The organism is Metabacillus lacus (assembly GCF_009674805.1).
GTDB classification, from domain to species: Bacteria; Bacillota; Bacilli; order Bacillales; family Bacillaceae; genus Metabacillus_C; species Metabacillus_C lacus.
This window is the reverse complement of sequence record NZ_WKKI01000051.1, coordinates 1-22,210: the sequence shown is the minus strand read 5'-3', so window position 1 is coordinate 22,210 and position 22,210 is coordinate 1. Positions and strand designations below refer to the sequence as shown.

The window sequence follows — 22,210 nt, the reverse complement described above, 5'->3', positions numbered from 1 at the left end:
ATCATTTCAGACATTGAAACAAGAGAAGGTTTTCCTAGAGGAAGTTATACAATCACTTTAAATGATAACAAAATAAACAAACACACTAGTGTAGGGAATAAAGATAATACCTTAAAAATTCGTGATATAGCAAGACAATAGGAGGCGACTCATGGATAATTTGGTTGTGCCAAAAATTAGTAAAGATAGTACTACTGATCAAGAGCTTGTTCAATTGGCTGGTCTTCATGCCTATTTGGAATATGAAAATGATCACAAAATAGACATTGAAGGCAAGGAATTTCTTGTTTATAACACCAACTACGACCACCCCACCGGCCTCGATGCTTTGACTCTGAAAAATGAAAACACAGGCGAGTTTATAATAGCTTTTGTTGGCACAGATGCACATGCCGAGTATGGGATGCAGGATTTGAAGACGAATGTAAAACTTTTAAATGGGGTGACACCTCCACAGCTGCAGGAGGCAAATGCTTATTTCCAAAGTATGCAGGCGGAGCTGGCGAAGAGCGGACATGAGATTTCTTATGTGTGTGGCAACTCGTTAGGCGGCGCGTTGGCCAATAGCGTGGCAGTACAGAATCCAAATGTGAAATCGGTTACGATAAATCCCGCATTGCTGCCGTCAGGTATGGTTGTGAATGGTGCGGATTATTCCAATATATCAAATTATATTAGTCAATATGACATCCTTAATTTAAGTACCGGTGCTGGAAAGCTCGATCACCGTGTTCCAGGTAATCAGTTTGAAATTCATCATGGAATTCCTTCTAATGATGCTCTTGTGCCCAATCATACAGGTTATGTGCGTAAAGACAGTCAACATGTTCCTTATTATGAGAGCGGTGAACCGGGTACTGTCGATTATGTGAAAATTTATATGGATGCCCATGAACATATAGTGACCAGTGTGTGGACTGGAGAACCGCTCTACGGTGGAAAATCTATACCGATTAAAATCGATCGTGAGCAATTACTCAGACTGGGAAGCGGTTTAGAAACGAGAGTCCTTGATAGGCTCAAGAGAACCCAAACTTATATAGATAGTTCAGCAGCAATTGTGAAAGCTGAAGGGTCAGAAATCGACCAGCGTTTAACCGCCCTGCGTAACATTTTTCAAGGAATGCTTCGCAAAGAGTCAAAGCAGCTTCTTAATGAGAATAATAGAAAGCTAAGAGAGATGGTCTCATCTCTTCATATTTTCTTGGATAAATTAGAAGTAAGATGCCGTTCTCTTAACACTATATTAAATTCACCGCCCATGGAATTGTTCGAATTTTTGACAAAGACAGATATTAGCGTAGAAAGCATTTGTCAGGAAATGCGTAACAAGCTTAGTGAACTTGAGGATGGAGTTGATCATCTTTCAAGTAAACTATTTGAGATTAGTATGAACCATATTGCGGAAGTCCTGAAAGGCGGACAGAGTACTTTATATGATTTTGTCGTTGGCGAATTGGAATCCCATTTGCTTATTGTTCAGCAAAATCAGGAGAAAGCCATGGGTCAGGTGACAGAATATCAATCTCAAGTTGTTGCTACAGGAGAGAAATTCCATGCTCTTGACGTGAGCCTAAGCCAGCAGAATCGAGGCATAGGTGCTTTACAAGTATCCGATGTTCAAAAAACAAATACAGTTAGCTTGGAAGAGTCCCCATACATGTTGTCTAATATGCGGATTAAGCAAATTGCAGCTGAAGCGGCAACCGAATGCTTTAAAACAGCAACGTATCCACTCATTATCGGGTTAACCAATATGATCAATTCAGCGATTATCATTATGGAAGCACTTGGCGAAACTGCCAGGTTTCAAATAAAGACAGCAACAAACTTAGGTTTGTACGGAAATATTCCTGGTTTAGCGCTAAGTTTATTTTCAGATTTTGACTCTCGTGTAAAACGAGCTGTGAATGATGCATTGCTGCCATTAGAAGACTTTTTGGAAACCATCAAAGGCATAAGAAAGGGAATGACTGCCCTGCAGGAGAACTATCCAGCATTAATAACAAATCTTGAACCCTACATTAATGATGCGCTCTTTAATAACAGCAGATTCAATAACGTTGCAATCTATAACACCGCGGCCCTTTCCATACTGAAAGATTTGCAATCCCTTTTTGATGACATCGTCTATCAACTAGCCCACAATCATGGAAAAGCCATTGAGGCACTTCAACTAACTGGATATGACATCCTGCAAAACATGGGAAAACTGGAAAGTCAGTTGGAACGTGGAACACTTAATGGGTAAGTTTTCATCCTTTATACAAGGCTGTCATATTTATAAAAAAGTAAGGCGTCTGCAATTAAGAATATATGATAGATAGGGAGATGTTCTGTTACCATTTCAGATACATCTTCTTTGCTCACTCCGCGTAACTCTCTTCATTTTGCACCCCGCATCACGTCCCGTAATTCAATTCGCTATATTAATTTTACAATATTTGGTATGATATGATTATCTAGAGAGATGCAGTGAGGGGAATCATTTTCGGTAACCTTATTAGTTTATGATTCAAGGGAAGCAAGGATGTGTACAGTTACAATCTTCATTGTATGCATGCAGTTTAGTATCTATTTGTTTAGGAGTAATATGACTACATAATTGACACATTCATATCGTCTTTTTTGAGGGGGGAATTAAAGTGAAACACGATAACGAGAACGAAGAAGCACTAACAGGAGGGAATGTCACGAGAGTATACCGTTCGGGGAATACCGTTCGCAGAGAATTAAAAAAAGATAGTAAAAGAATTCATAGATTGCTGCAGCATTTAGAGAGCAAGGGATTGAACTTTGTACCGAAGTTTTTAGGTATTGATGAGAACAATAGAGAGATATTAACATTTATTAAAGGGGAAGCGGGCAATTACCCTTTAAAGCAGTACATGTGGTCTAATGATTCTTTAGTAGAAATCGCGAACATGCTTCGACTCTATCATGATGCAACCCAGGATTTTTCTATAGAAGAAAACTGGCAACCTCTTGATCACACACCACTATCAACAGAGGTACTATGCCACAATGATTTTGCCATATATAACATTATTTTTCATCATGAAAAACCTGTAGGAATTATTGATTTTGACCTGGCTGCTCCCGGACCAAGACTCTGGGATATCGCATATACCCTTTATACCTGTGTTCCTTTAAGCAGAGTGCTTCATACTGAAACAGGAGAGGCAGTCTATTATAACTCTGTAAGGGATGCAGAATTAAGAAAGAGAAGAATTGAATTATTTTTTGAAACGTATAACCTTAAAGGGATTGAAAGTGGTTTTTTGGAGATGGTACTGCTTCGGATACAGGGGTTATGTAAAACGATGCAAAGAAAAGCAGATGAAGGAGAACTGGCATTTCAAAAAATGATTGACGAAGGGCACTATGAACACTACCAAAAGGATCTTCAATTTCTTCGGGAATACGGAAAAGACTGGATGTAGTTCAGTGAGAATGTCTAGCAGGTTGATAGATAGGTGTTTTGGCTCAATTCTAGATTAGGTAATAATTAGGATATTTTATAAAGTAATAGATATTCGTGCAAACTGTCGTAGTATAAATCTTGCTATCTCGTTTGTAACCGCATTGAAATACTTTGCATTTTCAAATCGGACAGCAATTCCTCCGGGGGGTGCAGCAGAAGTATGGTAAAGCAAGGGAGAACAGGAGGAAAACAGTGAACTATATTTTTAGTGTATTAACACAGGAACAAGCAGAAAAGATTGCCTACAGCTGGAGATATGAAGATGAATATTCATTTTACAATATGGATTCTGATTTAGAAGACTTAAAAGAGTTCCTGAATCCTGAATCTAGGGGTGATGCGGCATTTGCTGTATCAGCAGATCATGAACTGATTGCTTTTCTTACCCTAAATAAGACAGAGGACACTATTGTTGAGATTGGCTTAGGAATGGAACCTGATTCTACTGGAATAGGGAGAGGATTAGCGTTTGTGAATGCTGCTATAGAATTTGTAATAGCAGAATTGAAACCCCGTAAGATAACATTATCAGTAGCAACGTTTAACAGAAGAGCAATAAATGTTTATAGGAAAGCTGGATTTGAAAGTGTTCAGACATATATGCAAAATACCAACGGGAAAAGGTATGAATTTTTGAAAATGATATACATATGTTAGGAGCGACAGGCACGGAATGATTATTAAAATAGAATTTACTTATGAAACTGATACAGATTATATGATGTGTCCTGCAAAAATTGGAAGAAGACTTTGATAAATGGTTGTATAACAGAGAGAAATAATCATCCTTATTGGGAGTTAGCCCATATAGACGAAGAAGGTAACGAGTTTTATGGAGTTAGTTTTAGAGAAGATGCTTTTGTGTACTGGCTTAATCATGTATGGTTTACAAATGGTAAACATGTAGCAAGGTTGATAGAATTTCCAAATATATCACCAAAAAAGACCAGATACTAAAGAGCACAATCCACAACTTAAGAATCATGCTCTTCCATTAAGCGCTCTACGAATCTATTGATATGCCACTTTGATTATTTTCCCTTCCCGGGTCCCGCTCTGTGAGTGATGCTTGCTTTTAGGCTGGTATTCGTTTCAGAGACAGCCGTGAAAGTCAGTTCCGTCGGCTTTGGTCCTTCTTTACCGTTTGGAATTTTTATATAGACAGGTACGTCAACTGTTTTGCCGGCTTCCACTTCAATAACATTGTGTTCCAGCATAAGCTCCCAGCCTGCTTTTGTGTTTGCAGAGAGTCGGATCAGATCAGCTGCTTCTCCTGTATTGGTGACTGAAAAGTGATGAACTGCAACACGTCCAGGCTGGGCATGTTCTACATTTCCGCTTTTAGCTGACAGCCCCCGCTTATATGGACCTGCTCCATCCATATGTCTGATGCCTACACGGTAGCTGAGTGCACCATCTTTGGCAACTTTTTTCTTCAAAATATAAAAGTGAAGTCTGTTGTGCTCGTCGCGATATTCACTAATCACGCCGGAAGAGGTGCCAGCTTTGAACAGCGCGTCGGACAGCTGCTGATAATCCCCTTTAGATAATTTGGCAGTTGTTCCGTCAGGACGTTTAAAATCAATCTGGTTAATATCTTCCTTGTGTGCATCAACTACCCAGATATTAGGTGCGGATTCTGCATTTTTCGTCTTTGCAAGCAGGACACCTGAGTCAGGTGTGAAGGAGTCAAAGCCGACTCTGTCCACTACTTCAATGGTGTAATTGTTGTACCACTTCGCTCCTCGCTGCATGTCTGCCCGCCAGTCGTCTTGAAGAGAGTTGGCTGGAGTGAGATCTTCCATGCTGATGTTGATTCCATGTATTCCTTCCCGTCCGAATTCATCGCCGGCAGGCACGCCCCGTGCAAGAACATCAGCAAAGACAGGACCTGTTGCAGCAAGGTTCTTCGAATCCAGGCTCAAGTACTGATCTTCATCTAAAAATCCTTGTTTTATTTTATTTCTGAGCATATGGTGTGAAGGAGCAGACGCACCTAGCGGAGAAGGAACCATCCATCTGGTGTGCGGCCCGCCCGGACCGTTAAAACTGCCTCGGCTCATCAGCTCCCATGGACCGGAGAAGGAACGAGATACAGGCTGGGCATATGGGTTATTATAGTTATCGCCAAGATTCATAATATGTCCAAATTCATGTGCAAAGGTTCCCATGCCGTCATTTTCTCCCTGAATGGAAATGCCTCCTCCTGCACTGGACCAGATACTTTTTGCAGCATACCAGGAGGTCCACGGTACATACCGGGTGATGGCTGAGTTGGGCATATCATCTTGAGGAGGGCCAAACAGCTTTGGAACAGATTGAGGATTCCAGAACATCATTTCACCGAGTTCCTGCCAGACCCCTGACTCGTCGTATCCGGCATGAACGATAAAGGTAAAATCATATTTTTCCCCGGAAGCCTCAATGTCAGCTTTCGCTTTTACGGAAGCCTCTGAACGGAGATTTTTTCCTGTGAATCCTGCCGGCATATGTTACTGCTGATTGAATTCGTTCAGGCCGTACTGAAATTCATTATGATCCATTCTGTATGTACCAAATGCGTCAAGTTCAACCGCCCACTTGCCATAGGAATTTTCCCGCCAATATTCATCAATGGTCCGATAGTTATTCAGTGCCTGCGGTTTGTTGAGGAAATTCAGCCAAAACTCTCCTAGTGCATCTCTCGGAATATTGCCTGTACCGATTGGGTTGCCTGCAATTTCTGATCCCTCCGGCTGGCTTAGAATAAATTCTCTGTCAGGAAAGTCGACAATCACCAAAGCACCCTTTATAACGCGCTCAGGCTTGATGTCTGTGTTTCTCCAGTCAATTCCCGGGACTGGTTTATAATCGTTCCATGTCATATCTCTTGGAAGCGTTCATGATTTCTGATCTGCATGTTCCGGAAAAGTTGTCAGTCCCGGCGGTTGTGCGTAAGCGGTCGTGCCAAACCCCAGCAGCATAAAACTGATAGAACCTATCACTGCTTTTTTCTTAAACATAAGCACCCTCCTAAATATTAGATTATTCTCATAATTTAACATGGAAAATTTTGAAAGAACAGCTGTTATCAGGCTTTGTCGATCATTCAGGAATGCTTGCCTATTTAGGAACCCGAAATAATAACTAGATTAGCAGATAAGGGTATAGCTTTAATAGGGAATACTATCTGTTTTTGAAAAAATAAAAAGACAGTATTCTACAAATGCAAAATCCTGCTTATATTAAAATTAATATAGGATTGTAAACGCCAAGGAGGATTACTGATGAAAGATACGCTGCATACAGATGTACTTGTTGTAGGTGCTGGACCGGTGGGACTGGCGATTGCCAATGAATTGCACCACTTCGGTGTAAACTGCATGCTGATTGATAAAGAAAAGTCCATTTCGACAAAATCAAAAGCGCTTGGTGTGATGCCTAGAACACTTGAACTGCTGGAAAGACTGGGGCTTGACCGGGAATTTACAAAAAAGGGGCTTAAAGCGCAGACATTTCATGTATACTCAGGAGAAAAAGAGCTTGTAAAACTCGATCTTTCAGATAAACTCCACAGCAAATTTCCTTATGTGCTCATGATTCCGCAAAATGAAACCGAGGATATATTGTACCGGCACTTGAAAAGGCAGGGCGGAGAAGTTCTTTGGCAAACCACCCTGACAGAAATTGAGGAAATGAGCAGCCATATTTCTGTCAAGATCAAGAGAAACAGCGGTGCTTCTGGGATGATCGCGGCAAAGTATGTGATTGGCTGTGATGGCGTTCACTCTACAGTTCGAAAGAAGGCGGGGCTTACGTTTCAAGGGAAGGCCTTGGAACAGCAATTTTCCCTCGCAGATTTGAAGGTGGAATGGAACCTTCCCCGAGATGAAGTGTTTGCGTTTGTGAAAGATGGTGAGGCAGCGGCATTTTTTCCAATGAAGGACGGCCAGCACCGTGTTGTATTTACGTCAGATGAGGATGAACTCACTTCTATAACCTTGGAAGAGATACAGAGTGTCATTGAAAGAGTAGGGCCTTCTGGTGCAAGGGTTCACAGCCCTACATGGAAATCCAGGTTTCGCATTCATCAGAGAATGGTGGAAAGCGGAAAAGCAGGCCGAGTGTTTCTAGCCGGCGATGCTGCCCATGTTCATTCTCCATTGGGTGCACAGGGGATGAACATGGGCATACAGGATGGAGTAAACCTGGTTTGGAAATTAGCATTTGTGTTACATTATCATGCTCCCCAACAGTTGCTCAGCACATATTCAGAAGAACGAGTACCCGTTTGGGAGAATGTTTTGAAACGGACTGAACTTGGTACCAAAATGATCCTGTCAGACAACAGTATTTTTTCAGCGGTCAGAAATTATATGGCACCTAAAATCTCTTCTCTTCAGCTTGTTGAAGATTTTGCAGTAACGACTCTCTCACAGCTGAATGTGACGTATCAAAATAGTTCTCTTTCAAAAGGAAAGCGAAGGTTTATGGGTAGCAGAAAGCTGCAAGCCGGTGAACGTATTCCGAATGTTACATTAGGAGATGGAGAACAGTTAATTTCATATCTTTCTGGGAAAGGGCTCTTGCTGCTGCTATTTACAGATGGACATTCACAGGTGGAGCAGATAAAGCAAATGCTGAAGAGTTTCAGTACGCCTGTATCCATCATCACGCCCGGGAATTCAGGCGCCTCAACATCACTGGAGCAGCAGTTTGGCATAGCTAAAGAGGGCATGATTCTAATCCGTCCTGATGGCTATGCGGGGTTTGTCAGTGATGAAGCATCATCGGAGGACTTGGAAAAGTATCTTAGGCAGCATTTTTGGAAGTCTTAAGAGGGTAATTTATATTGTTAGAAATGCTCATTTTCTTGAACGTTTAAACACTATTTTAATACTGGCGAATCATGATAGAAATAAGAATGGAGCAGAGAATTGATGTCTTCTAATTACAGAATTCGAGAAGTTGCAATGGAAGATGCTGAGGCAGTTCTGCAATTGCAGGCTTCTGTCATTGCGGAGGAAAATTATCTTATTACAGTCAAGGAAGAGTTTGAAGTAACTGCCGAACAGCAAAGACAATGGATTCAAAAACTGCTGAAAAGTGACAGAGAAACACTTCTTGTTGCGGAAATTAATCATCATTTGATTGGCTGGGCTGTTCTTCAGGTGCAGCATAGAAAAAGGCTCTCCCACGTCGGTTCAGTTGGAATGATGATTGAAAAATCTTATAGAAACAAAGGAATCGGCAGAAAGCTGCTTTCAGAATTGCTGCGCTGGGCAGAGGAAAATCCATTCATTGAAAAAGTCACCCTCGGTGTGTTTTCAACAAATATCAATGCAATATCTCTATATAAGAAGCTCGGCTTTAAGGAAGAAGGCAGGAAAATAAGGGAAATTAAATTAGCTGATGGAGAATATGCTGACGACATCCTCATGTATAAGTTTGTTTCAGATCAGCCGGGTACTTAAACAGCTGTTAGGAGTGCTGTTTTAGAAGAGGAGGAAAGGACCGAAGCTGCTGAAAAAGTGTGGCAGAAAGGGGAGGGAAGTGAAAATGGACAATGTTATTATTATGCCCTATCATCCTAAGTACGCTGAACAAACGGTAGCAATGTGGAGGAAAAGCAAGGAGGAAGCCATTGGGCAGGAGGATATTCACAGTTTCGAAAATCACGTTCATTTTTTAAAAGAGATATTAGTTGAGAAGTATAAGATAGAACTTGCATTAATGAATGAAGAGGTAGTTGGAATAATTGTCTATCATGTAAGTGAAATAAATCAATTATATATTCACGTAGATTATCAGGGAATGGGTATTGGAAATAGGCTGCTTGCTATAGCGAAAGAAAGATCAAAGGGAAAATTATCACTGTATACATTCCAAAAAAATAAGAAGGCTCAGCGATTTTACGAAAAGCAGGGGTTTAAAATTGTAAGCAAAGGACACCAAAACGAAGAAAAATTACCAGATTTTAAATATGAGTGGATATCCCAAGATTAAAAAATTCGGTATATCACACCCAAGTGTTCACTCTGTAAAGCAGGATCCGGGGCAGTCCTCTTCCTATAACAACTAGAAGCAGGCATGCTAAGGGATAGATGGAGGAGGAAAGGTGAAATAGTGCCCAATTTTCTTTATTGTTCAATCTGGAATTAAGCATTGTGATAAGGAAAACTGCACCCCTGGCAATAGATGTGTCTATCTTTTAGGGTGCAGTTTATTTAGTAAGAGTATTTTTGGCTGATGCAGGTTACTTTTATCTTCATCGAGGAAAAGCTCTTTAATAAACAGGAGGATTTTCCTGATTTTGGGACGAGGGACCCGTCCCTATGTCCCTTTGGGACGAGGGACCCGTCCCTATGTCCCTCGCATTTCATCCGCCACAAATTGCACAGAGGGGCCGACAATGACCTGGATGCTGTTAGGGCCCACGATGTTGATACCCGGAACACCCGTTGCCTTGATTGCTTGCTGATTGACAGCTTTCATATCCTTTACTTCTATTCTCAGGCGGGTGACACAGTTGTCGATAGAGATGACATTCTCTTTGCCTCCGAGCCCTTCGTAAATGTTTTTTGCCATGAGGCTATGTTTGTTTTCTGATGATGCTTCAATGGTTGCTGCAGCTTCAGCAATTGCGCCTTCTTGTTCTGAAGCATCTTCCCGCCCAGGTGTTTTAAAGTTATATTTCGTAATGAGGAAGCGGAAGACAGTATAATAAATAACTGCAAATATCAGTCCTTGGACTAGAAGCATATAAGGATTGTTTGCCAGCGGCAGCCTTGAACTTAATGCAAAGTCAATTAAACCTGCGCTGAAGCCAAATCCTGCTGTCCAGTTGAACAGGGAGGCAATAGCAAGTGACAATCCTGTCAGTGCGGCATGAACGACATAAAGGGCAGGTGCAGCAAACATGAAAGCAAATTCAATTGGTTCCGTTACTCCTGTTAAAAATGCAGCGAAGCTTGCAGCCAGGAACAAGGATGCTACCTGCTTTTTGTTTTGGGATTTGGCGGTATGGTACATAGCAAGAGCTGCAGCCGGCAGACCAAACATCATGACCGGGAAGAAACCTGCCTGATACATTCCTGTTACGCCTTTCACTCCATCGCCCGACCAGAATCTCCCTATATCATTAATTCCTGCCACATCAAACCAAAATACAGAGTTTAATGCATGATGCAGGCCAAGTGGAATTAATAAGCGGTTAAAGAATCCGTACAAGCCCGCTCCAATAAAGCCCAGGCTGCTGATTCCCTCCCCAAAGGCTACAAGCCCTGAATATACAACAGGCCATACAAACAGCAGAACAAAGGAAGCCGCAATCATAGCCAGAGCGGACATGATCGGAACAAGTCGCCGTCCGCTGAAGAATGCCAGTGCATCAATCAGCTTTGTCTGGCTAAAACGGTTATACATAATAGAGGCAATAAGTCCGGAAAGGATCCCGATAAACGGGTTATCAATCTTTGAAAATGCGGCATTCACTTCTTCAGGCGGTATGCCCATAATCACAGCTACTGAATCTGGACCCAGCAGTGTTGTAACGACAAGAAATGCAACAAGTCCGCTGAGCGCCGCTGAACCGTCTCTGTCCTTTGACATGCCGAGTGCAATCCCCACCGCAAACAACACACCAAGATGGTCTAGAATGGATGAACCTGCTTTAATGAGAAAAGCGGCAAGCTGATTGCCCGACCCCCAGCCTTCGTGATCAATTCCATAGCCGATGCCTAGAAGTATAGCTGCAGCCGGAAGCACTGCAACCGGCAGCATTAAGGAACGGCCGATTCTTTGCAAATAGTTCATCATGTGAAAATCCCCCCAACAGAATTTTTTATGTAGCTTTCTTTATAACATACTTTCAATTTCTTATCTCTATGTTGTGTTATAAGTCCCACCCCCCCCATAAATGTAAGCGTATACATTTAGTTTAGCATATTGGTCCTAATCTGTATTTAGAATACATGAAAAAGTAAGCAGGAATCTTGACTAACTACTGTAAGTGTTTCTCCCTAGCTTTTAAGGGTAAAGAGTATGTTAGCAGCATAGGTATGAACTGCTATTTTAAAGGGGGAATGTGTATGAAGGGTTTAAGGCATTCAGTATTTTGGCCGCCATTTTTGCTGTTGATTGCAGCAGCGGCCGCAGGATTCTTTAAAAGAGACGCTTTTATTTCAATGGCAACAGGTGCAAATGACTGGCTTTTAGCACAAGCAGGGTGGATTTTCAGCGTTGGAGGGCTGCTTATGTTAATAACAGTAGCAGTAGTTTTTTTCTCACCGCTCGGGAATGTGAAAATCGGAGGTCAAAAGGCGAAACCGATGCTGAAAATGTATAACTGGATCGCGATCACATTGTGTACTACAATAGCTGCCGGAGTAACCTTCTGGGGTATTGTGGAACCGGTTTATCACTTGACGACACCTCCTGAATCTATGGGATTAACACCTAATAGTCCGGAGGCGGCTACCTTTGCTATGTCTACCATGTATCTGCACTGGACGATTACACCGTACGCAATATATTGTATTCCGGCATTAATGTTTGCTTTCGCTTACTATAATATGAGAAAGCCATTCAGTCTGAGCTCCACCCTTGCCCCGCTGTTTGGTGATAAAATCAGCCCAGGATGGGGAAAAACGATTGATGCGTTATGTCTATATACACTGGCGCTTGGAATGGCAGCAGCTATGGGTACAGCCATTCTGAATTTGGCAGGCGGCATCAATTATATGACTGCTATTCCTTCCAACCCACTTTTGTGGGCTGTCATTACCGGAATTTTGATGCTGGCATTTACCATTTCTGCTTCAACAGGCCTTATGAAAGGAATCTCCATCCTGTCTGATCTGAACTTAAGGTTATACATAGCAATCATTGCTTTTATTTTAATAGCTGGTCCGACAGCTTATATGATGAACTTAGGAACAGAATCATTTGGCGTTTTTCTGTCATCTTTTTTTGAAAAAAGCCTGTTTACCGGTGCTTCCTCTGGAGATATGTGGCCGCAGTGGTGGACAGTGTTTTATTGGGCAAACTGGTTTGCCTGGGCCAGCATTACAGCTTTATTTTTAGGCAGGATATCCTACGGTTACACTGTGAAAACCTTTATTATCGTTAATTTTCTCATTCCTTCCGTAGTAGGAGGGTTTTGGATGACCATTTTCGGCGGTTATTCCATACAGCAGACGCTTGCAAATGCTTCTCTTGGTGATATGCTGATCAACTCAGGTCCTGAGACCGTGCTGTATGCTGTGTTATCAGATCTTCCTCTGAGCAGCATTATTATTCCATTGTATATATTTATCGTCTTTATTTCATTTGTAACCGCTGCCGATTCTAATATATCAGCAATGGCGGGAATTAGTTCACATGGTATTACACCGGAAAGTCCGGAACCGAAATTTTCCATCAAACTGGTATGGGGTGCAGGAATTGGTGCAATCGCCTGGATTATGATCAGCTTTGCGCAAATTGACGGAATTAAAATGCTGTCCAATTTAGGGGGAGTCCCTGCACTTATCCTTGGATTTTTTATCATTTTTTCATTATTTAAAGTAGCAGGAAATCCAAAAAAGTATGATGTTACTTCGACGGAGGAGTACGTTAAAGTGAAGAGCAAGGGTGCATGAAAAGTGATTTTTTAAGAAGGCGGTGATAAGATTCACCGCCTTTTTACTATTGTCCAGAAATTGACTTTATACCTCTAAGGGTATAAAATAGTCCCTAATCAACGCAAAAATAACCAAGGACAATAAAAGGAGTTGAAAACATGGAATACAATGATTCCGTTAAAAATAGAGTGAAACGAATGGAAGGTCAGCTCAGAGGCATATTGAAAATGATGGAAGATGATAAAGATTGTAAAGAAGTCATCACACAGTTGTCAGCAGTCCGTTCTGCAGTTGATAGGACCGTAGGATTAATTGTCAGCGAAAACCTCGTGGAATGCGTACGGGAGGCAGAGAAAAACGGAGGCAGTTCTGATGAAATGATTAAAGAGGCTGTCAACTTGCTTGTAAAAAGCAGATAATGTTGACATCCTTTTTTTTAACTGTTAATATACCCATAGGGGTACTGGTATACTCGAAAATTAAATTGGAGGAATGAAAATGAATTCACATAGATTTCTTGATGCAAAAGGATTAGCATGTCCAATGCCAATAGTAAAAACAAAAAAGGCGATCACTCAGCTGGAGTCTCAGCAAATACTTGAAATTCACACTACTGACAAGGGAGCAAAAAGCGACCTGACTGCATGGAGCCAATCAGGAGGGCACGTGCTTTTGAAGCATGAAGAAGAAAATGGAGTTTATAAATTCTGGATTCAAAAAGGATAAAAAATTTTGAGTTTTTCATATACCCTAAGGGGTAACTAGGAGGAGAGCATCTAAATGACTGATAAAAAGAAAACAACAATTGTCCTGTTCAGCGGAGACTATGACAAAGCGATGGCTGCCTATATCATTGCAAACGGAGCAGCAGCTTATGATCATGAAGTAACCATTTTTCATACTTTCTGGGGGTTGAATGCACTTAGGAAAGATGAAAAAGTAAAATTGAAAAAAGGGCTGCTGGAAAAAATGTTCGGAAGCATGATGCCTAGAGGTGCCGATAAGATGGGTCTTTCAAAAATGAATTTCGGAGGATTTGGCCCGCAAATGATCAAAGGTGTCATGAAGAAGCATCAGGCTTTGCCTCTTCCTGAGCTGATCAGCATGGCTCAGGAGCAGGACGTAAAGCTTGTAGCATGTACGATGACAATGGATTTGCTGGGACTGCAGGAAGAAGAGCTTCTGAAAAACATTGAATATGCGGGAGTTGCTGCATACCTGGCTGATGCAGAAGACGGCAATGTTAACTTGTTTATTTAAATCACTATTCAGAGGAGGATACTGTTATGAATTCAATAAAAGTAAACCAGGTTCTTGATGCCAAAGGAATGGCGTGCCCCATGCCGATTGTGAAAACTAAAAAAGCAATAAGGGATATGGCTTCCGGAGAAATACTCGAAGTGCAGGCAACTGATAAAGGCTCAACTGCTGATTTGAAAGCGTGGGCTGCAAGCTCAGGGCATCAGTATATAGGAACACTGAATGAAGGTAGTGTATTCAAGCATTATCTCAGAAAGTCAGGGGGGGAAGAGTATGTTGAAAAAACATTATTTCCTTCTGTCAGCAATGAAGAACTGCACCAGAAGCTGCAGGCTTCTGAAGAGATAACACTTCTCGATGTGAGAGAGGAAGCAGAATTTGCTTTTGAGCATATACCAGGGGCTGTATCAATACCGCTTGGTGAATTGATTGAAAGAAAGAATGAGTTGAATGGGAGTCTTCCTATATATGTCGTGTGCAGAACCGGCAGCCGAAGTGAAATGGCTGCAAGAATGCTTGCCGATAAAGGCTTTTCACAAGTTATCAATGTGGTTCCCGGTATGAGCGGATGGAATGGGGAAAAAACGTCTTTGTGAACTTTCATGAATTAGCTTACCTTGAAGCAAGAGCTTTTCACTTTAAAGACGAGATGAAAACATAAAAAAATTTCAGCAAAATAATACCTATGGGGGTAATTTGATATGTCTGTAAAAGAGATGTCTTCACAGGAATTGACGAAAAGGGTGGTTGGCAATAAAGAGTTATTTGTTCTGGATGTAAGAAATGCGGATGCATTTAAAGACTGGAAAGTAGAAGGAAAGCACTTTGAGTATCTTAACGTACCGTATTTTGACCTGCTTGAAGGGGTAGAGGACATCTTAAAGTTTATACCTGGTGACAAGGAAATTTTGGTCGTATGCGCGAAAGAGGGATCTTCGATCATGGTGGCAGACATGCTTTCTGAAGAAGGACTGGACGTGTTCTACCTTCAGGGCGGCATGAAAGCTTGGAGCGAATATCTTGAGCCGGTCAAAGTCGGGGATTTAAACAACGGAGGTGAACTGTATCAGTTCGTCCGAATGGGAAAAGGGTGCCTGAGTTATATGCTGATTTCTGAAGGAGAAGCAGCCATTTTTGACTCAGCAAGAATGACGGAACAATATTTGAAGTATGCCGAAGAAGCAGGTGTGGTGATCAAGAATGTATTTGATACCCATCTTCATGCGGATCATATTTCAGGCGGAAGGAGTCTTGCAGCACAAACAGGTGCCACTTATTGGCTTCCGCCTCTGGATGCGGAAGAGGTCACTTTTGACTTTTCACCTTTGAAGGATAAAACCCTGATAAAGGTTGGAAATTCAGAGGTGAACATTGCTGCACTGTATTCACCGGGCCATACGATTGGTTCTACTTCATTTTTGATTGATGACGCCTATCTGTTGACTGGAGATATTTTATTTATAGACAGCATTGGAAGGCCGGATCTTGCGGGAAAAGCCCAGGACTGGGTGGGAGATTTAAGAGAAAGTCTTTACAGCCGTTACAAAGAGCTGTCAGGGGAGCTGATTGTGCTGCCCGCTCATTTTATGAGTGTTTCTGAGCTGAATGAAGATGGAAGTGCAGCTGAAAAGCTTGCAGTCCTTTTTGAGCTTAATCATGGACTAAAGGTTGCTGAAGAAGCTGAGTTCCGAAAGCTCGTAACAGAAAATCTGCCTCCTCAGCCACATGCCTATGAGGAGATTCGACAGGTAAACATGGGTAAAATACAGCCTCATCAGGAAGAGGAGCGGGAAATGGAGATCGGGCCCAATCGTTGTGCTGTTAGATAAGGAAGCAAAAGGGAGTCTGAGAGGCTCCCTTTCCGCTTTTACAAAAAGGGAGGATTGTGCTTAATGGATATATCTTTTATTGCAGTTATATTTTTAATCGGTTTTATTGGCTCTTATATTTCCGGTATGCTGGGCATAGGCGGTTCTATTATTAAATACCCTATGCTGCTTTATATTCCGCCATTATTCGGTTTTGCTGCCTTCAGTGCCCACGAAGTGTCCGGCATTAGTGCTGTTCAGGTGTTCTTTGCTGCCTTGGGTGGTGTTTGGGCTTATCGAAAAAGCGGCTACTTAAACAAATCACTCATATTGTATATGGGAATCAGTGTACTTGCTGGAAGCGCCTTAGGAGGATGGGGTTCTATTTATATGGCTGAGAATAGTATTCATCTTCTATACGGTGTCCTCGCTGTGACTGCAGCCGCAATGATGTTACTCCCTAAAAAGAATGCGGAGACCCTGCACAAAGACAAGGTGGTTTTTAATAAATGGCTGGCTTCCTTTCTCGCACTGGTGGTAGGTACAGGTTCAGGTATTGTCGGGGCGGCGGGTGCATTTCTGCTCGTACCAATTATGCTGGTTGTCCTTAAAATACCTACCAGAATTACGATTGCTTCTTCGCTGGCAATTACTCTGCTTTCTTCAATAGGATCCGCTGCCGGTAAAGTTGCTACTGGGCAGGTGGACTATCCGCCAGCTCTCATCATGATCGCCGCAAGCCTGATTGCTGCGCCGCTGGGAGCTTCTGCAGGAAGCAAGATGAACACAAAAATTCTTCAGGCCTTGCTGGCACTGTTGATTTTGGCAACAGCAGTGAAAATATGGATGGATTTACTTCTTTAAAAATACAGAGAAGAAGTACTACCTTTTATTTCTAAAGTATTTTATAATAAATTGTTGAAACTAAGTATACAAAGCAAAAGAATGAGGAGTTTGAGTGGATGAAGCAACAGGTACTAATAGATGACTTACTCCAAAGAGAGAATAAAGGTTATGGACATATTCTCTATCACTACACTGACAATGACATATATTTGTCAAATGTAAGTGCCTTTATTCTGAATGGGGTAAAAAAGGGTAGCCATGTGGTGTGGGTTGATAAAGATCCGAATATAAACAGACTGAAAAGAGACCTGCCGGGAAAGCTGTCTCCAGCTGAATTCGCAAAGGTTCATATATACAATAATTTTGATTTTTATTATTCCAATGGCAATTTTCACCCTGAGACAATACGTGCGCACTTAAAGAAGACGCTGGACCAGCTGCTTGATCAGGAAGCTGGAATTTATACTTGGGGAGCAGTTGAGTGGGGCGATGATGCAGAGATGTTTTCTTTAATTGAGGAGTACGAACACGATCTTAACTCATTCGTCGAAGAACATGAGTTGATATCGGTTTGTGCTTATCACGCTGAACGAACTCCTGAGACCCTGAAGGAGTCCTTAATGAAAACTCACGGTATATTAATGACAGACAAAGAAATTGTTCCATTAAATGTTTTGAAGTGATTTTTTTAGAAGTGCTCTAAAAAGCAACCAGCTTACTGTATCTCCTTTGGCGTTGCTGTATATTCAAAAAATGATTAATCTTTTCATGATAAGTAAAGAGCAGGAATTGTGCCCGATGTTTGCTTGCTTTTTAACATATGCCGTCCCACTAAAATCAAGGTTTCCTGTAACATGGGAATCTTTTTTTTAGTTTTTGAGCGCTGTAAGCCCTAGTGATTATTTGCTGGTACAGCTGGGAAGCAGGTGCAGAATGATATACGTAACAGCCAAACTGTTGCTGGCATGATATACAGCGCAGCGGATGGCTACGGAAAGAACAGCGTCGCTGCAAAAATCAGGGCAGGGGTCAGGATCTTCGAGAGACTGATAGCCGATGATTTCGTTGACGCAGGTTGATCCTGAACATGAAAAAATACGGGGTACTTTTTTTCCACAGTCCTCTTCACCACTATTAAAGAAGGTAAGAAGAGGAAAGTTAAAATAATAGTTGATGTATCCGGTTGCTCTAATCTCGTTCACCGAGCAGGCATTTTTTATGATGCCGCAAGGTGTTTCGGCATCTGCAAGTGTAGGTTCAATGCAGCAGCTGAGCCCAAACACATCATGTTGAACTGATACAAGAATGGGCGGGTTTTGATCGATAGAATTGCCGGGCAGTTCAAGTGTGCAGGTGTCTGTAGCAAAAGCCTGGCAATCAGCCTGCTGCAAAGTCAGTAACAGCTCCTGAAGATCATCAACCATCTTTTCTGAAACGCCTTCTTCATCTGCCTGTCTGATTCCTTCCCGAATGGCCTTCGTCAGATGTGAAACCGTGCTTTTATTTGTTCTGAAGGTGTTTTGCTCATACATTTCATTTTCTTCCATAGGGAGGACTCCTTTCTAAATCTGTTTTCCATTCAGCATATTCAAAAGGAAAGAAGTTGCCGGGGCAAAGGAACCAAGTCCACATAATAATCAATTTTTTTCACTTATGTAGTCCAGTACCTAGGCTGCCTTGGGGAGTTCAAAAAAAGCGAACATGGTGAAGGGTTTTTAACAGTTGATTGAAAAGGAAATCCTATCTGTCTAAAACAGCATCACCCGCAGCGGAATTTCAGCTGAAGTGCAGCCTCTTTTCTTTCAAACTGATTGTTCTGCTTATATCAGCTCTATCAAGTAATCATAGAGTAGAAGGAATGGATTGATAGAAGGGAGGGAGGTATACAGATGGAAGTTGTGGCAGTAGTGCTGATTCTTCTTCTTTTGGTAGCTTTGCTGGTAGCGGTTCTTCTTGGCAGTGATCAACAGCAGCAAATCATAAGAGACAGCATTTCAAGTCTATTGGAAGGCATAGGGTAATTTCAGCAGGAATACCCCTTTCATGGCAGAACCGCATGAAGGGGAAAGCTGATTAATTCAGAAAAAATTTCATCTATACAGCCAACCACAAAAAGCAAAGGGGCTGCAGTTCAGCTAGTGAACTGCAGCCCCTTTTGACGGGATGGAAGCTTACCTTTATTCTTTGTTAAACCAGAGGGGCTCGTTATCGTCTACTTCGCCATTGTAATTAATGAGAATTTCTTCCCCTGCCTCAATATCCTTGTATGCATAAAAATCAAATGTATGATTTTCAAAGTTGATGTCATATGTAGCGTTGGGCTCATAAGAATGGTTGAAAAGCATGCCGTAGCCAAGAAGAATGGCGGAATGATTGCTTCCGTATTCAAAAGCATAATCCTCCAGCGCGGTCTTTTCAATATGCACATGTTCACTGTTAGGATATGGAAGAACAGGGGCTTCATGAAACAGCGTTCCTTTTTTAATGGCAACAGTTGCAAAAACACCCCTGTTAAATTCCCCGTCACTTATGGTAGATTTTTTTACTTCTATCATGAATATATCACCTGCACGATCTTTGGATTGTTTGCTAGTTCTATATTGACGGTTATATTGTGAGAAAGCAACCTTTAGGGTGACAATTTTCTTAAGATGGTTGCAGCTAATTTCTGGAGGAACTACAGTGTATTTATAGAATATAGTTATATCTATATTATGTTGGAGGACTGTAATGATTTTTCCTGATTTAACTACTGAACGGCTCAGGCTCCGGGACATCGGAGCTGCTGATGCTAACGACATTTATCGTGTTTTTTCAGATAAGAGAGTAACGAGGTATTATGGCCAGGAACCTTTTCATGATCAACAACAGGCTGAAAAGCTTGTCCAGCAATTTCAATTGCTGTTGGAAGAGGAACGGGGAATACGCTGGGGCATTGAAAGAAGAGAGGACAATCAATTTCTTGGCACCATTGGCTTTCATGCATACAACAAAACACACAGGCGAGCTGAAATCGGCTATGAGCTTTGTGCTGAATCCTGGGGAAATGGCTATATGTCCGAAGCAGCCGGAACTGTCATATCATATGGCTATGAAAAACTTCTGCTGAACAGAATCAGTGCTGTTGTGTTTCTGCAAAATCAAGTTTCCGCAAGCTTGCTGAAAAAGCTGGGCTTTCAAGAAGAAGGCATACTCAGAGAGTATATGTATCAAGGGAATCTGCCGCAGGATGCCTATATGTTCTCTTTGTTAAGAAGTGGATGGGAGAATAAATAGAGATTGAACTACCCGCCACTTAACTGCTCTTGCGAGCTGTTTGAAGTGGGGGATTCGAAAAGGGAACAGAGCCCTTTAAGATCAGTCGCGTGAACCTAAGCAAAGCCTTATCCTCCGTAAAGATGCGCTGGTAATCGCTCGTCTTGTAAAGGATGGACGCTTTAGTTATCCGCGAATCCTAAAAGGGAGGGAAGCGGAACTTCGTGCTGGTTCAACATTCCGTAGTAGATTGACAGAGGAATTGGGATCTGTCAAAAACATGATGATTGTTGGTTGGATCGCTATTTTCCTGAATTTACTCAGGTGTTCCCATCATTCGGAAAAATGGCAATGGCTGTGCTTGAATGTACTCCATTTCCTAGTGATCTTCACCAAAAACAACCGGACGAAGTGTTATCACTTTATCGGAAGGTCGAGGGACTCAAATCTCCACAAAAACCAAAAGCAGTGCGCCTTATCGAAGTCGCATCTAGTTCTATCGGAGTAACAGAAGGACGTGAGATGGCCCGTATTGAAATCGCCACACTCGTTCGCCGTTATCACCAACTAGAACAAGATATCGAAAGTGTTACCCAACACTTAGTTGAACTTGTAACAACGTCTGCAGAATACGAATGGTTATCAACGGTTCAGGGGCTAGGAGATACCACGATTGTTGACCTATTAGCTGAGATTGGTAGCTTTTCACACTATGAAGATCCACGCCAACTAATCAAACTCGCGGGATTAACATTACGGGAAAGTTCCTCTGGGCAGCATAAAGGCCAAAAGCGAATCTCCAAACGAGGCAGAAGAAAGCTGCGTGCCCTCCTGTTCCGTGTAATGATGCCGATGATACGCCACAATGAAGTCTTTAGAAAGTTGCATGAGTATGATACAAACCGCAAGGTTAATCCTTTGCGCAAGAAGCAATCCATCGTGGTTCTATGCGGAAAATTATTAAAAGTATTACATGGAATCAGCACAAAGCACAGAGCGTTTGACGCTCAGCGAATGATGAGGGATATTCCTAGTCTCGGAGAGGCTGCATAGTACCCTACATCCCCTTAATGAGTTCTTGACAACAGGATGACACGGAGAAGCTGGCACTATTTTTTCCATTCGACCTCGAGTCCCTAAAGGAGCTTCGCTAGCCTCTGCCTTATGACTAGACCGAACGAAGGAATGTAGGCACGCAGATGCCCAGAGACATGGGAGGGTACGTCATCATAAGCTGCGCAGAGATCCATTGTGCATCGCATAAATTCCCATCACTACTTTCCACCATTATCCAGTAGTGACCGCGTAGCGTACCCATATGTTGGAATAGTTTCACATATTATAAAAATTTTGTTAGGAAGCGTGTCGAAAAATTTTTTTTGGCACCCCACCAACGGGTTAAACCGTTGATAAATCAACATTTATAGAGGGAGGAATATCCAATGGAATTATATATGATTATATTTGTTTTTTTTGTATGCTTTCTCATCAGTGCCATTTTAAATATTCTCTTAAAAATGACACAGAGAATTAATTGGATGATGTCCTTGTTATTAAGTCTCTTTCTGTCGATTGTCTTGGTTGCAATACTGGGTGTCAAGTAATTGTTAGTTGATCTTTTCCAATCTAGGATTAAAAGATTCTCACAAGTTAAAATGAAAAAAACGAGAAATAAAAAACCTCGCTACGCTTAAATAATTCAAGCATGGCGAGGTTTTTTAAGGACTGCACCTTGTTCTTTTTGCCCTTAAATTTAGGGGCTTTGTTTTGCTTTTTATAATACCGTTGGTACGAATCAGCCAGATTCTCAACGGAGCTTTGAAGGGAGATACTATCCACTTCTTTTAAGAAAGGATAATGTTTTTTCAACTGACGTACAGCCTTAACAGAGTCATATTTATTAAAAAACTCACCTTTCCAATTGTTTGAAGACAGTTGCCCGTTTTGTTTCATTT

22 protein-coding genes and 2 pseudogenes are annotated in these 22,210 nt (G+C 41.7%); 17 read left to right on the top strand and 7 right to left on the bottom strand.

The window, feature by feature from the left end; all coding sequences use genetic code 11:
* Positions 1–151 precede the first annotated feature (151 nt).
* From GJU40_RS17695 to GJU40_RS17685, 3 genes are all read left to right on the top strand, one after another.
* Positions 152–2,251 carry an SA1320 family protein gene (locus GJU40_RS17695; protein ID WP_154309392.1) on the top strand — a complete coding sequence of 700 codons (2,100 nt, stop codon included), beginning with the start codon at positions 152–154 and terminating at the stop codon, positions 2,249–2,251.
* A gap of 394 nt (positions 2,252–2,645) precedes the next feature.
* Complete coding sequence (locus GJU40_RS17690; protein WP_343031607.1) at positions 2,646–3,443, top strand: phosphotransferase; 798 nt, start codon at positions 2,646–2,648, stop codon at positions 3,441–3,443.
* 233 nt (positions 3,444–3,676) lie between these two features.
* Positions 3,677–4,141 carry a GNAT family N-acetyltransferase gene (locus tag GJU40_RS17685; RefSeq protein WP_343031606.1) on the top strand — a complete coding sequence of 155 codons (465 nt, stop codon included), beginning with the start codon at positions 3,677–3,679 and terminating at the stop codon, positions 4,139–4,141.
* A gap of 374 nt (positions 4,142–4,515) precedes the next feature.
* Here the strand turns inward: GJU40_RS17685 and GJU40_RS17680 are convergent, their stop codons facing one another.
* The 3 genes from GJU40_RS17680 to GJU40_RS21295 are packed head-to-tail and all read right to left on the bottom strand — an operon-like array spanning position 4,516 to position 6,486.
* A complete protein-coding gene (locus tag GJU40_RS17680; RefSeq protein WP_246188420.1) occupies positions 4,516–5,973 on the bottom strand; it encodes an immune inhibitor A domain-containing protein in 1,458 nt (485 codons plus the stop codon).
* 3 nt (positions 5,974–5,976) lie between these two features.
* A complete protein-coding gene (locus tag GJU40_RS21095; RefSeq protein WP_246188419.1) occupies positions 5,977–6,348 on the bottom strand; it encodes a metallopeptidase domain-containing protein in 372 nt (123 codons plus the stop codon).
* Between the two features lie 15 nt (positions 6,349–6,363).
* Positions 6,364–6,486 (bottom strand): hypothetical protein, encoded by a 123-nt coding sequence (locus GJU40_RS21295; protein ID WP_281350741.1) that lies wholly within the window; start codon positions 6,484–6,486, stop codon positions 6,364–6,366.
* A 264-nt stretch (positions 6,487–6,750) separates the two neighbouring features.
* On the opposite strand from GJU40_RS21295, the gene GJU40_RS17675 reads away from it, so the two are divergent.
* The 3 genes from GJU40_RS17675 to GJU40_RS17665 all read left to right on the top strand — a co-directional run bounded on the left by GJU40_RS17675 (position 6,751) and on the right by GJU40_RS17665 (position 9,469).
* Positions 6,751–8,301, top strand: a complete 1,551-nt coding sequence (locus GJU40_RS17675; RefSeq protein WP_154309390.1) for an FAD-dependent monooxygenase — start codon at positions 6,751–6,753, stop codon at positions 8,299–8,301.
* A 102-nt stretch (positions 8,302–8,403) separates the two neighbouring features.
* A complete protein-coding gene (locus GJU40_RS17670) occupies positions 8,404–8,937 on the top strand; it encodes a GNAT family N-acetyltransferase (RefSeq protein WP_154309389.1) in 534 nt (177 codons plus the stop codon).
* Positions 8,938–9,022: 85 nt separating this feature from the next.
* Positions 9,023–9,469 (top strand): GNAT family N-acetyltransferase, encoded by a 447-nt coding sequence (locus tag GJU40_RS17665; RefSeq protein WP_154309388.1) that lies wholly within the window; start codon positions 9,023–9,025, stop codon positions 9,467–9,469.
* 357 nt (positions 9,470–9,826) lie between these two features.
* Here the strand turns inward: GJU40_RS17665 and nagE are convergent, their stop codons facing one another.
* The gene (gene nagE / locus GJU40_RS17660; protein WP_154309387.1) at positions 9,827–11,281 is read right to left on the bottom strand and encodes an N-acetylglucosamine-specific PTS transporter subunit IIBC; all 1,455 of its coding nucleotides are present in this window, start codon (positions 11,279–11,281) and stop codon (positions 9,827–9,829) included.
* Positions 11,282–11,553: 272 nt separating this feature from the next.
* Between nagE and GJU40_RS17655 the strand changes: the two genes are divergently transcribed.
* The 8 genes from GJU40_RS17655 (at position 11,554) to GJU40_RS17620 (ending at position 17,683) form a co-directional block, all read left to right on the top strand.
* Positions 11,554–13,104 (top strand): BCCT family transporter, encoded by a 1,551-nt coding sequence (locus tag GJU40_RS17655; protein WP_154309386.1) that lies wholly within the window; start codon positions 11,554–11,556, stop codon positions 13,102–13,104.
* A 140-nt stretch (positions 13,105–13,244) separates the two neighbouring features.
* Complete coding sequence (locus GJU40_RS17650; RefSeq protein ID WP_154309385.1) at positions 13,245–13,505, top strand: metal-sensitive transcriptional regulator; 261 nt, start codon at positions 13,245–13,247, stop codon at positions 13,503–13,505.
* A 79-nt stretch (positions 13,506–13,584) separates the two neighbouring features.
* Positions 13,585–13,812 (top strand): sulfurtransferase TusA family protein, encoded by a 228-nt coding sequence (locus tag GJU40_RS17645; protein ID WP_154309384.1) that lies wholly within the window; start codon positions 13,585–13,587, stop codon positions 13,810–13,812.
* 54 nt (positions 13,813–13,866) lie between these two features.
* Complete coding sequence (locus GJU40_RS17640) at positions 13,867–14,346, top strand: DsrE/DsrF/DrsH-like family protein (protein ID WP_154309383.1); 480 nt, start codon at positions 13,867–13,869, stop codon at positions 14,344–14,346.
* 26 nt (positions 14,347–14,372) lie between these two features.
* Complete coding sequence (locus tag GJU40_RS17635) at positions 14,373–14,942, top strand: sulfurtransferase TusA family protein (protein ID WP_154309382.1); 570 nt, start codon at positions 14,373–14,375, stop codon at positions 14,940–14,942.
* A gap of 105 nt (positions 14,943–15,047) precedes the next feature.
* Positions 15,048–16,175 carry an MBL fold metallo-hydrolase gene (locus GJU40_RS17630; RefSeq protein WP_154309381.1) on the top strand — a complete coding sequence of 376 codons (1,128 nt, stop codon included), beginning with the start codon at positions 15,048–15,050 and terminating at the stop codon, positions 16,173–16,175.
* A 63-nt stretch (positions 16,176–16,238) separates the two neighbouring features.
* On the top strand, positions 16,239–17,018 hold the full coding sequence (locus GJU40_RS17625; RefSeq protein ID WP_154309380.1) for a sulfite exporter TauE/SafE family protein: 780 nt from the start codon (positions 16,239–16,241) through the stop codon (positions 17,016–17,018).
* A 98-nt stretch (positions 17,019–17,116) separates the two neighbouring features.
* Entirely contained in the window at positions 17,117–17,683 is a 567-nt protein-coding gene (locus GJU40_RS17620) for an MEDS domain-containing protein (protein WP_154309379.1), read from the top strand.
* Positions 17,684–17,899: 216 nt separating this feature from the next.
* Here GJU40_RS17620 and GJU40_RS17615 read toward each other — a convergent pair whose 3' ends face one another.
* Positions 17,900–18,547 carry a hypothetical protein gene (locus GJU40_RS17615; protein WP_154309378.1) on the bottom strand — a complete coding sequence of 216 codons (648 nt, stop codon included), beginning with the start codon at positions 18,545–18,547 and terminating at the stop codon, positions 17,900–17,902.
* Between the two features lie 342 nt (positions 18,548–18,889).
* On the opposite strand from GJU40_RS17615, the gene GJU40_RS21290 reads away from it, so the two are divergent.
* On the top strand, positions 18,890–19,021 hold the full coding sequence (locus GJU40_RS21290; protein WP_281350740.1) for a hypothetical protein: 132 nt from the start codon (positions 18,890–18,892) through the stop codon (positions 19,019–19,021).
* Between the two features lie 156 nt (positions 19,022–19,177).
* Here the strand turns inward: GJU40_RS21290 and GJU40_RS17610 are convergent, their stop codons facing one another.
* Positions 19,178–19,555 carry an SET domain-containing protein gene (locus GJU40_RS17610; protein WP_154309377.1) on the bottom strand — a complete coding sequence of 126 codons (378 nt, stop codon included), beginning with the start codon at positions 19,553–19,555 and terminating at the stop codon, positions 19,178–19,180.
* A gap of 178 nt (positions 19,556–19,733) precedes the next feature.
* On the opposite strand from GJU40_RS17610, the gene GJU40_RS17605 reads away from it, so the two are divergent.
* The gene (locus GJU40_RS17605) at positions 19,734–20,276 is read left to right on the top strand and encodes a GNAT family N-acetyltransferase (RefSeq protein WP_343031608.1); all 543 of its coding nucleotides are present in this window, start codon (positions 19,734–19,736) and stop codon (positions 20,274–20,276) included.
* Positions 20,277–20,394: 118 nt separating this feature from the next.
* Positions 20,395–21,308, top strand: a pseudogene (locus tag GJU40_RS17600) (transposase); the annotation flags it as partial.
* A 597-nt stretch (positions 21,309–21,905) separates the two neighbouring features.
* Here GJU40_RS17600 and GJU40_RS20765 read toward each other — a convergent pair.
* Positions 21,906–22,210 (bottom strand): annotated as a pseudogene (locus tag GJU40_RS20765) (hypothetical protein); the annotation flags it as partial.